This window comes from Paenibacillus herberti (assembly GCF_002233675.1).
GTDB lineage: Bacteria > Bacillota > Bacilli > Paenibacillales > Paenibacillaceae > Paenibacillus_O > Paenibacillus_O herberti.
The window spans coordinates 243,515-254,670 of record NZ_NMUQ01000001.1; the positions used below are offsets into that span (position 1 = coordinate 243,515).

Annotated in this window: 8 protein-coding genes and 1 other annotated feature; all 8 genes read left to right on the forward strand. The window is 54.7% G+C overall.

What is annotated here, in order from left to right; genetic code table 11:
• Window positions 1-3 precede the first annotated feature (3 nt).
• The 8 genes from CGZ75_RS01195 to aspS all read left to right on the forward strand — a co-directional run bounded on the left by CGZ75_RS01195 (window position 4) and on the right by aspS (window position 10,814).
• Window positions 4-891 (forward strand): cation efflux transmembrane domain-containing protein, encoded by an 888-nt coding sequence (locus tag CGZ75_RS01195; protein WP_089522395.1) that lies wholly within the window; start codon window positions 4-6, stop codon window positions 889-891.
• Between the two features lie 120 nt (window positions 892-1,011).
• Window positions 1,012-3,381 carry a single-stranded-DNA-specific exonuclease RecJ gene (gene recJ, locus CGZ75_RS01200; protein WP_089522397.1) on the forward strand — a complete coding sequence of 790 codons (2,370 nt, stop codon included), beginning with the start codon at window positions 1,012-1,014 and terminating at the stop codon, window positions 3,379-3,381.
• 30 nt (window positions 3,382-3,411) lie between these two features.
• A complete protein-coding gene (locus CGZ75_RS01205) occupies window positions 3,412-3,924 on the forward strand; it encodes an adenine phosphoribosyltransferase (protein WP_089522399.1) in 513 nt (170 codons plus the stop codon).
• 242 nt (window positions 3,925-4,166) lie between these two features.
• Window positions 4,167-6,344 (forward strand): RelA/SpoT family protein, encoded by a 2,178-nt coding sequence (locus CGZ75_RS01210; protein WP_089522401.1) that lies wholly within the window; start codon window positions 4,167-4,169, stop codon window positions 6,342-6,344.
• A 15-nt stretch (window positions 6,345-6,359) separates the two neighbouring features.
• Window positions 6,360-6,803 carry a D-aminoacyl-tRNA deacylase gene (dtd, locus tag CGZ75_RS01215; protein WP_089522403.1) on the forward strand — a complete coding sequence of 148 codons (444 nt, stop codon included), beginning with the start codon at window positions 6,360-6,362 and terminating at the stop codon, window positions 6,801-6,803.
• Window positions 6,804-7,005: 202 nt separating this feature from the next.
• Window positions 7,006-7,182, forward strand: a complete 177-nt coding sequence (locus CGZ75_RS24955) for a hypothetical protein (RefSeq protein ID WP_176444631.1) — start codon at window positions 7,006-7,008, stop codon at window positions 7,180-7,182.
• A 189-nt stretch (window positions 7,183-7,371) separates the two neighbouring features.
• Window positions 7,372-7,615: a binding site (T-box leader), on the forward strand.
• An 89-nt stretch (window positions 7,616-7,704) separates the two neighbouring features.
• Window positions 7,705-8,955, forward strand: coding sequence for a histidine--tRNA ligase (hisS, locus tag CGZ75_RS01220; protein ID WP_089522405.1), 1,251 nt, complete (start codon window positions 7,705-7,707; stop codon window positions 8,953-8,955).
• Between the two features lie 26 nt (window positions 8,956-8,981).
• A complete protein-coding gene (gene aspS, locus CGZ75_RS01225; protein WP_089522407.1) occupies window positions 8,982-10,814 on the forward strand; it encodes an aspartate--tRNA ligase in 1,833 nt (610 codons plus the stop codon).
• Window positions 10,815-11,156: the final 342 nt, after the last annotated feature.

Sequence of the window (11,156 nt, forward strand, 5' to 3'; positions counted from 1 at the left end):
CAAATGGCTATTAACCGGCAGCCCGCTGCTGTCGCTGGCATGAGGGAACCGCTTATCCATGTGGGGCTCGCGCTGGTTAAAGGAGCGTCGGGTGCATTGCTTGGAAGCACTGCAGTGCTCTCCGATGCTTTCCGTTCTGCTGGAGACGCATGCGGCAGTTATCTGTCGCATAGCGAGACTGCAGCGCGGCGGCCTCGCCGCTTCAAGCTTGGGGGCGGAGAGCATGCGCCAGCTTATCTATTTTCCATTCTGCTCATGCTCATCGGTCTGGAAGTCGCGATGCTTGCAGTCCAGAATATGCTGTCATCACTAGACGAGTATCCGAGATGGCCAGCTGCATTTGCCGTGCCGATATGCCTCGCGCTGAGACTATGGCTGATACGCGGCGCAGTACCTGCAACGGAATGGCTGTCTTCGCTAATCGCGGCTGCCGGGGCTGGTGCGGCATGGGCGGGTGGCGAACGCGGCATTGAGTGGATGCTGTATATGGATCCGCTGGCTTCCGCATTCATCGGCATCATCATCGTATGCAAGGGCTACGGACTTATTATGCAATCTGGCAAGCAGAGGAGCGAGACTCGCGAGGTGGACAGCGAGCTGGCGGGAGATCTCATGGAGCTCATCCAGCGTGTTGATGGCGTTGTGACTGTAGAGGCTGCCCATCCTTCGAATAGCGGTGGAAAGCTGACAGCGGATATCGTCATCAGCGTCAATCCACGCATTTCAGTGCTGGAAGGCGCCGAAATCGCGCGCCGTGTGAAGCTGCTGGTTCAGAAACGGTTCTTGCAGATCGTTGAAGTCAAAATTTGTGTAGAGCCTTACAATCCCGGCTATCCATACAAATCCAATCATGATCCCAACCAGGATCATATTCCGACATTATTACAATAATCAGGTAAGTTGACGCTGCCGCCTTTAGCGGCAGCGTTTGTTGCGGAAGGAAGGTGACAGCTCTTGATACCGTCCAGAACCCGGTGGAGCATAGAGACGCTGGACAGGAGCGGAGAGGAAATGGCAGCGACGTTATCTGCTGAGCTCGGCTTATCCTCGCTGGCTGCTCGATTGCTCGTGCTGCGGGGACAGAGTACGCCGCAGACGGCGACTCAATTCCTCAGTGCAGGAGTTGAGGGGCTGCATGATCCTTACTTGCTGCTCGGTATGGAAGCGGCAGTTAAGCGTATCCGGCTGGCGGTGGAGCATGATGAGAAGGTGCTCGTGTACGGTGATTATGACGCTGACGGTGTATCTTCAACTTCGCTGATGCTTCATCTGTTCCGTGAGCTCCGCTTGCGGCATGATTATTACATTCCGCATCGCATGAAGGAAGGCTACGGAATGAATATTGCTGCGGTGGAGCAGGCGGCTGCAGATGGTTTCTCGCTGATTGTGACGGTAGACAACGGCATCAGCGCGGTGGAGCAGATCGCCCATGCCAGGTCGCTTGGCCTGTCCGTTGTTGTGACGGATCATCATGAGCCGCCGGATATTTTGCCGGAAGCAGATGCCATCGTTAATCCCAAGCAGCGGGGTTGTCCCTACCCGTTCAAAGGGCTGGCTGGTGCAGGAGTTGCCTTCAAGCTCGCTCAAGCGCTGCTTGGACGGGCGCCGCTGGAATGGAGCGACATCGCAGCGCTGGGCACAATAGCGGATCTCATGCCGCTTACAGACGAGAATCGAATTCTCGTGCGCTGCGGCCTGCAAACGATGCAGCGTGCAACGCGTCCTGGCTTCCAGGCGCTTGCTGAGGTGAGCGGGACGGCCATCGAAACGGTGAGCGCCTCTGATATCGGCTTCCAAATGGGACCGAGAATCAATGCGGCGGGCCGCTTGGAGCATGCCGGCACCGCTGTGCAGCTTTTAATTTCAGAGGATGTCATGGAAGCGGCTCGGTTAGCTACTGGTCTAGATCAACTTAACATTCAGCGCCGCGCGGTTGTAGAAGAGATTACGAAGGCAGCCGAAGCGGCCTGGGAGGAACGCTGCCGTCGCGCAAATGCGGCAGGAGAGCCGCATCCAGGCGTTATCGTCCTAGCGGGCGCTGGATGGAACCCTGGTGTCATTGGGATTGTAGCTTCCAAGCTGCTGGAGCGGCATTATCGCCCCGCCGTGCTGCTTGGGCTGGATGAGAGCACAGGCCTGTGCAAAGGTTCCGCTCGCTCTATTCCCGGTTATGACCTATATGAAGCTCTGCGAACATGCAGCCATCTGATGGAGCATTATGGCGGACACGCGGCTGCGGCTGGTATGACGCTGAAACATGAACATCTGGAAGCATTGGAGCAGGGGTTGTGTGTAGAAGCGGCGCGCCAGCTGAAGCCGGAGGATTACGTAGCGGTCAGCAAAATTGATCTGGTATGCAGTCCTGCGGAAGCAACGTTGCAGACGATTCAAGAGCTGTCACGGCTGGAGCCGTTCGGCAGCGGCAATCCGGTGCCAAAGGTTCTGGTGCAAGCTTCGCAACTGGCGGAGCTCAGGACAATAGGCAAAGGAAACACGCATCTGAAGCTGACTCTTGGAGGCCGGGGAGACTCGTCCTCGCTGGATGCAATCGGCTTCGGACTCGGCGAGCTGGCGGAGGGGCTCTCCGGCAGTAGCTCGGCTGATGTGGTCGGCGAGCTTAGCGTTAATGAGTGGAACGGCAAGCGAAGGGCGCAGCTGATGATCCGCGATTTGCGTGTTAGCGAGCCGAGGGTATACGATATGCGTGGTAATAGAGATCCTATTGCTATGCTGCTTCGTTTGCAGGAACGTCTTCTGAAAGAAGGCTCATCAGTCGCAGTTGTCGGTTCAGAGCGAGCGCTGCCGCCACAGCTGCATCAGCAATCGGCAGCTGCAGGATCGAGTGGAATGAAGGGCTCAGTCATTCAAGTTTATCATCCAGCTCATCTGCCGGCTGACGGTTTCAGCTGTCGCGAGCTCGTGCTGCTGGAGCATCCAGCCTCATGGACGGACTTGCAGCATTCCATCGAACAATCGCCGGAGATCGCTGCTCTGCACTTGTTGTTCCGCCGGAATCGCTCTGACGAACAGATAGATTGGATAGAGAGAAAGCGCATGGTTGACCTATACGGTTGGCTCAAGCGGCTCAGCCCTCTCCCAGGCACAAGTACGGAGGCTGCAAAACGGCTCTCCGCGCAAGCGGGCTGTCCGCCCGATGCAGCGCTGCTTGCCCTGAACGTTTTTGCAGAGCTGGACTTCATCCGACTGGATACAGAAGGCTGGACAGTGAACAGTACTCCCGCCAAGCGGGACTTGTCCGAATCGACTTCCTACAAGAAGGCGATTCAAGAGCAAGAACTGGCTGTTTTACTTCACGGTGAGAGCGATCCGATCCGTCACTGGTTAGGGCAATTTCCTGGGCGACAGCATGTTATAGCTTAATTAAAGAAGGACCAAAGGAGATTATTAATTATGAACTACAAAGACTATATTCGCGTTATCGAGGATTTCCCTCAACCAGGTATTCGTTTCAAGGACATCACAACCTTGCTTGGCAACGGTGAAGTATACCGCTCTGCCATTGAAGATATGAAAGTGGCACTGAAAGACAAGGAAATCGACCTTATCGCTGGACCTGAGGCTCGCGGCTTCGTCATTGGCGCACCGCTTGCGCTTGCGCTCGGAGTTGGCTTCGTGCCGATCCGCAAAAGCGGCAAGCTGCCTGGGGAAACCGTAGAAGCATCTTATGATCTGGAATACGGCAAAGACAAATTGGCCGTCCACAAGGATGCAATCAAACCAGGACAGCGCGTGCTCATCGCTGATGATCTGCTGGCAACCGGCGGTACGATCGCCACGACGATGAACCTGATCCGCCAGTTAGGCGGAGAAGTAGTTGGCGCGTCCTTCCTGATCGAGCTGTCATACCTGAACGGCCATGAAAAGCTGGATGGAATCGACGTTTTCTCGCTCATTAAATATTAATTATTTCTCAGGAAATAATGGAAGACAGGTTCGGGCGTTCCGTCCGTCCTGTCTTTTTTTGTACTTTTATTTATTGCAGAATTTCTTCTTTCGCAGGGTGACGGAGCCTTCAACAGCGCGTGAACCGTGGAAGTTGACGGACGCTGCACAATGGAGGCATAATAGGAGTTAAACCAATTTTCGTAGGTACTGGGACACGGCTGGAGTCGAATCCTGACACTCAAGGATGGAAAGGAAGTTTCATGGGCATAGACCAACTACTCGCTAAGGCGTCGACTTATATGAAGGATCAGGATCTGGCCAGAATCCGAGAGGCCTACGAGTTTGCAGACCAGGCCCATCATGGCCAGGTACGCAAGTCCGGAGAGCCCTACATCCTCCATCCAGTGGCCGTGGCTGAGATTCTTGTAAACATGCAGATGGATGTGACCTCGATCATTGCAGCGCTGCTGCATGATGTCGTTGAGGACACGACCGTTGAGGTCGAGCAGGTACGAGCTCGCTTCGGCGATACCTGCGCTATGCTGGTCGATGGCCTGACCAAGCTGGAGAAGATCAAGTTCCGCTCCAAAGAGGAGCATCAAAACGAGAATTATCGTAAAATGTTCGTCGCGATGGCACAAGATATCCGAGTCATTCTAATTAAGCTTGCCGACAGGCTGCACAATATGCGCACGCTCAAGTTCCAATCGGAGGAAGCGCAGCGACGTATCGCTTATGAGACGCTGGAGATTTTCTGTCCAATCGCGCATCGGTTAGGCATTTCCGCCATCAAGTGGGAGATGGAAGACGTCGCCCTGCGTTATCTCAATCCGCAGCAATACTATCGGATCGCCAACCTGATGAAGAAAAAACGCGCCGAGCGTGAGGACTTCATTTTCCAGGTTATTGGGCGAATCACCGAGAAGATTGAGGAAATGGGTATTGAAGGCGACATTTCCGGCAGGCCCAAGCATATTTACAGCATCTATCGCAAGATGACGATGCGCAACAAACAGTTCAATGAAATTTATGATTTGATGGCGATCCGCATCATCGTGGACAACATCAAGGACTGTTACGCCACTCTTGGCATCATCCACACGCTGTGGAAGCCGATGCCTGGTCGTTTCAAAGACTACGTGGCTATGCCTAAGGCTAACATGTATCAGTCGCTGCATACGACGGTTGTTGGACCGAACGGGGAGCCGACCGAGGTGCAGATCCGCACTTGGGACATGCATCGGACGAGTGAATACGGCGTTGCCGCGCACTGGGCTTACAAAGAAGGTACCGTCCCGACAGGTAATATTGAAGACAAGATGAGTTGGTTCCGCGAAATTCTGGAGCTTCAGAACGAGGCAGAGGACGCCTCTGAATTCATGGAATCGCTCAAGATGGACTTTTTCTCCGATCTTGTATTTGTGTTTACGCCCAAGGGAGAGGTCATCGAGTTGCCCGCCGGGTCCGTGCCGCTCGACTTCGCTTATCGGATTCATACGGAAGTTGGCAACCGCACAATTGGAGCCAAGGTCAATGGACGTATTGTACCGCTTGATCATAAGCTGAAAACCGGCGATATCGTCGAAATTCTTACTTCCAAGCACTCTTATGGACCAAGCCAAGACTGGGTGAAAATCACCAAGTCCTCCCATGCGCGCACCAAGATCAAGCAATGGTTCAAAAAAGAGCGCCGCGAGGAAAATGTCATCAAAGGTCGGGAAGCGCTGGAGCGCGAGCTGAAACGTCTCGGACTGGAGCCTTCGGCCTGGATGACAGAGGACAAGCTGATGGAAGCCGCTGCCAAGTTTACCTTCCACGATCCCGAGGATATGATGTCTGCCATCGGCTTTGGCGGCATTACCGCTGCTCAGATTTGCACCAAGCTGACAGAGAAAATGCGCCGAGAAGCCGAGGCTGCTCAGCAGATCGAGCTGACGAGCGAGCCAGTGGAGGTTAAATCTCCGGGAACTCGCAAAAAAGCGGCTACTGGCGGAGTTACCGTTAAGGGAATCGATAACTTGCTAGTGCGTTTTGCCCGCTGCTGCAATCCGGTTCCGGGCGACGACATCGTCGGCTACATCACGCGTGGACGCGGCATCAGCGTCCATCGCCGGGATTGCACGAACATTCCTTATGAAGGCGATAGAGAAGATACGGAACGCGTGATCGAGGTTGAGTGGGAGGAGCTTGCGGAATCCAACTACAGCGTAGACATCGAGATTACCGGTTACGATCATCGCGGCCTGCTTAACGAAGTGCTTCAGGCGGTATCGGAGTCCAAGACGAACATATCTGCTGTGACGGGACGGACCGGACGCAACAAGATGGTCATCATCCACATGACGATCCTCATCCGCAATATTGAGCATCTGCAGTCGGTGGTCGACAAGATCAAGCGCGTAAAGGATATTTATTCGGTACAGCGCATCATGCAGTAGGAAGGGGAAGAGGTAGTGAAGGTGGTTGTACAGCGCTGTTCCTCGGCAGAGGTAACGGTAGAGGGAACCTCGACAGGACGTATCGGGCGTGGGCTTATGCTGCTCGTGGGCTTGACCCATGAGGACGAAGAGGCGGATATTCGCTGGATGGCCGATAAGATCGCGAATTTGCGTATTTTTGAGGATGAATCCCGTAAAATGAATCTGTCGGTGCGCGATGCAGAAGGTGAAATTCTGTCGGTGTCACAGTTCACGCTGTACGGAGATGCCCGCAAGGGGCGTCGTCCTAACTTCATGGCCGCTGCCCGCCCTGAGCAGGCAGAGCCGATGTACGAGGCGTTCAACGACGCTCTGCGAGCATCTGGGCTCAAGGTGGAGACCGGACGTTTCGGAGCGATGATGGATGTATCTCTCGTCAACGACGGACCGGTCACGCTTATTCTCGACAGCAAAGCTTAAGTTGCAAGCAACAAAGGGTATGCAAGCATCAAAGCTTAATTTGCAAGCATCAAAGGGTATGCAAGCATCAAAGCATAATTTGCGAGCAGCCGCGCTCGGCGTATTAAGTTCGGCCCAGCGTGGCAACACTACTTATCGAAATGAATTTGCGGCATCCGCTGTCAGGAGCGAATAGCTGAATTCTCGAAAGGAAGTGTAGGTCATGCGAGTGGGACGCAAGGATTTGAAGCTGAGCGGAGCTTCCCGCAGACTGCTTCTGGCTGATCGGCGCGAGGCGCTGCTGCTGGAGGATCTCGAAGAGGATCTGGAGTTCGCTGAGGATTGGGCATGCTCCGGGCCGATGATGCGCAAGGAACGCGGCGAGAATGAGGGCGAATGACTTTGTCATCCAACTGTAATCTGAGCGGAATGCTCCCTTAACATAATGGGGATATACTTGTACTCGACCCCCTTTTTAATAGGAACACCTTGATGCCCGGACGCTGTCCGGGCTACTTTTTTTGAATGGCTGCGGTGGGTTCCTTGACTTGCATCCTTTAGCGCGGTAGAATGATGACAATTCACACATATGGTTTTGATGATGGGAACAAGTACTTCAGCGTACATACTCAGAGAGAGACGTCGTTTCGGCTGCAAGCGTCTTTATGGTGACTGGAGGAACGACATCCCGGAGAACATTCGGCGAACCGACTGCAGTAGCCGCATGCGCATGGCGGGCGTTAACCGCATTGAAGCGGATCAGCGAGGGAGATTATTCCTGCGTTATCCGGAATCAGGGTGGCACCACGGGAGATACAGCTCTCGTCCCTGGCGATTTCTTATCGCCGGCGACGGGAGCTTTTTGCGTCTCGGCGAACTGATTTTAGCATTGAAGGAACGATGAATAGACAGGAGGTACATTATGGGATTCCAAAAAATGCCGGGTACACAGGATCTGCTGCCCGGTTCAGTAGAACGTTGGCAATTCGTAGAAGGCAAGGCGAGAGAAATTTGTCGCCGCTTTAATTTCCGCGAGATCCGCACGCCGATCTTCGAATCGACGGATCTGTTCCGCCGCGGCGTCGGCGAGACGACAGATATTGTGGAGAAGGAGATGTACACCTTCGAGGATCGCGGCGGGCGCAGCCTGACGCTACGTCCTGAGGGCACTGCAGGCGCCGTGCGCGCCTATGTGGAAAATAAGCTGTACGGCGAGCCGGATCTGACCAAGCTGTATTACATTGGTTCAATGTTCCGCTATGAGCGGCAGCAGGCAGGCCGTTACAGACAATTCCACCAATTCGGCGTGGAGGCTCTAGGCTCGGCTGAACCGGCGTTGGACGCGGAAGTCATCGCACTTGGTTATACGTTTTACACGGAAGTTGGACTTAGAGGCGTAAGAGTGGAAATCAACTCCGTCGGCACGCCGGCCGTAAGGGCTGCATTCCGAGCGAAGTTGCTGGAATTCTTGGAGCCGAAGCGTTCGATTTTGTGCAAAGACTGCCAATCGCGAATGGATCGCAACCCGCTGCGCGTGCTGGACTGCAAGGTGGACCAGCAGCATTTTGAGGGTGCACCGTCCATTCTGGACAGCCTTGACGAAGAGTGCACCGTACACTTCGAGAAAGTGAAGGCTTATCTCACGGATATGAATATTCCGTATGAGATCAATTCCCGCCTTGTGCGCGGATTGGATTATTATACGCACACTGCTTTTGAATTCAAAGCAGAAGGAATTGGCGCCATCGATACGATCGGCGGAGGCGGCCGCTACAATGGCCTTGTCGGCGATATCGGCGGCCCAGACCAGCCAGGGGTTGGCTTTGGCCTTGGCATTGAGCGGACTGTAATGATTCTGGAGCATCAGCAGGGAGCAGAATCAGTGGCGCAGCCACTGGATGTGTACCTCGTTGCACTCGGTGAGGCGGCGGAAGTGGAAGTATCCCGCCAGCTGAATGTGTTGCGGATGGCGGGCTTGTCCGCTGACCGCGACTACCAGGGCCGCAAGATGAAAGCGCAGATGAAGTCGGCGGATCGTTTTGCCGCTCGTTTTACCGGAATTCTAGGCGATGACGAGCTGGCTTTGGGACAGATTGCGCTGAAGCGCATGGACACTGGCGAGCAGCGTATGGTGTCGCTGGCGGAGCTGGCTGCGGCGATTAAGGGCGAATAGTTACTATCGATAAGGAGTGGAAATGTATGAGTGAAATTATCCATTGCGGACGCCTGAGTAAGGCGGATGTTGGTAAGACGGTTGAATTGAAGGGCTGGGTGCAGCGTCGTCGTGACCTTGGAGGCGTGCTGTTCATCGATTTGCGCGACCGCACGGGCATTGTACAAATCGTGTTCAACCCGGACTTCTCCGGCGATGCGCTTGCTATTGCTGACCGCGCTCGCAGCGAGTTCGTGCTTGCTGTTAAAGGCAAAGTGGTTGAGCGTGAAGCAGAAACCCGCAACCCGAATTTGGCGACTGGCGAAGTTGAAGTTCGCATCACCGAGATCGAAGTGTTGAATGCGGCTAAAACGCCTCCTTTTCCAATTGAGGATGGCATCGAAGTGGACGAGTCGCTCCGCCTGAAATACCGTTATCTCGACCTGCGTCGTCCAGAGATGCAGCGTACGCTGCTGCTTCGCTCCAAAGCGGCGAAAATTTTCCGCGACTTCCTTGATGGCGAGCAATTTGTTGAGGTGGAAACACCGATTCTGACGAAAAGCACGCCGGAAGGCGCACGCGATTACCTCGTACCAAGCCGTGTCCATCCAGAGGAATTTTTTGCGCTTCCGCAGTCGCCGCAAATTTTCAAGCAACTGCTCATGGTAGGTGGCATCGAGCGTTACTATCAGATCGCTCGCTGTTTCCGCGACGAGGATCTGCGTGCTGACCGCCAGCCGGAATTCACCCAAGTCGACATCGAAACTTCGTTCCTCGACCAAGATCAACTGCTCGAAATGATGGAGCGCCTTACAGCGCGTCTGTTCAAAGAAACGGTCGGTGCAGACATCCCGACTCCGTTCCAGCGCATCACCTACGCCGATGCGATCGACAAGTACGGATCTGACAAGCCGGATTTGCGTTTTGGCCTGGAGATCGAGGATATTACCGACATCGTGAAGGACAGCGATGCTAAAGTATTCGCCAGCGTAGCTGCTTCCGGCGGTGTTGTGCGTGCATTGAATGCCAAAGGCTGCGCAACCTGGAGCCGCAAGGAGCTGGATGATTTGCAGCCGTTCGCGGCGCGTTATGGCGGCAAAGGTCTGGCTTGGATTACGGTGAAGGACGGCGAATGGCGCGGCCCGATCGTTAAGTTCCTGAAGCCTGAGGAAATTCAGGCGCTGACCGAACGCCTCGGCGTTGAAGATGGCGACTTGCTTACTTTCTCTGCAGACAAGAAAAAGGTCGTTGCAGACGTGCTTGGCAACCTGCGTCTGAAAGTCGGCCGCCAGCTGGGACTGATCGACGATTCTGCGTTTAAGTTCGCTTGGGTTGTTGACTTCCCGCTACTCGGCTGGGATGAGGACGCGAAGCGTTATGTCGCGGAGCATCATCCGTTCACTCGTCCGATGGATGAGGATCTGCATTTGTTCGAGACCGATCCAGGCGCAATTCGCGCTCAAGCATACGATCTCGTATTGAACGGCTACGAGGTTGGCGGCGGCTCCATGCGGATTTACAAGCGTGATGTCCAGGAGCAAATGTTCCAGGCGCTCGGTTTCTCCATGGAGGAAGCGCATGAGAAATTCGGCTTCCTGCTCGACGCCTTCGATTATGGCACGCCTCCTCATGGCGGCATCGCCTTCGGCTTCGACCGTCTCGTTATGCTACTGACTGGCCGCACGAACTTGCGCGAAACGATCGCCTTCCCGAAAACGGCGAGCGCAACCGACCTGCTCAGCGACGCTCCATCCCGCGTCGATCTGGCTCAGCTGCAGCAGCTGCATATTCGCACCGTGCCGAAGCTGGGCTCCAAGCCGGCTCAGCCACAAGGTGGGCAGCCTGCTGAAGCTGCTGCCGGAGCTCCGGCTCAGGGCTAGGCAGCTGTGGGTTACAGCGCGTTGGCTCTGTAAGGGTCGCGTGGCCGGGAACAAGTAGTCGAAGTTACTTGATTCGGCCACAGGTCCGCCAACGAGCGCAATCAAGTAACAAAAGCTACTTGCTTCGAGCACGTGGCCGCCAACGAGCGCAATCAAGTAACAAAAGTTACTTGAAACGACCACTTGGCCGCGAACGAGGGCAATCAAGTAACAAAAGCTACTTGCTTCGACCACGTGGGTGCCAACGAGCGCAATCAAGTAGCAAAAGCTACTTGCTTCGAGCACGTGGCCGCCAACGAGCGCAATCAAGTAATAAAAGCTACTTGCTTCGAGCACGTGGCC

What these genes read in the sequence shown, in the direction of transcription:
- CGZ75_RS01210 (WP_089522401.1), top strand. Translation starts at nt 4,167, where the DNA reads ATGGGCATAGACCAACTACTCGCTAAGGCGTCGACTTATATGAAGGAT.
- aspS (WP_089522407.1), top strand. Translation starts at nt 8,982, where the DNA reads ATGAGTGAAATTATCCATTGCGGACGCCTGAGTAAGGCGGATGTTGGT.
- hisS (WP_089522405.1), top strand. Translation starts at nt 7,705, where the DNA reads ATGGGATTCCAAAAAATGCCGGGTACACAGGATCTGCTGCCCGGTTCA.
- CGZ75_RS01195 (WP_089522395.1), top strand. Translation starts at nt 4, where the DNA reads ATGGCTATTAACCGGCAGCCCGCTGCTGTCGCTGGCATGAGGGAACCG.
- CGZ75_RS24955 (WP_176444631.1), top strand. Translation starts at nt 7,006, where the DNA reads ATGCGAGTGGGACGCAAGGATTTGAAGCTGAGCGGAGCTTCCCGCAGA.
- recJ (WP_089522397.1), top strand. Translation starts at nt 1,012, where the DNA reads ATGGCAGCGACGTTATCTGCTGAGCTCGGCTTATCCTCGCTGGCTGCT.
- CGZ75_RS01205 (WP_089522399.1), top strand. Translation starts at nt 3,412, where the DNA reads ATGAACTACAAAGACTATATTCGCGTTATCGAGGATTTCCCTCAACCA.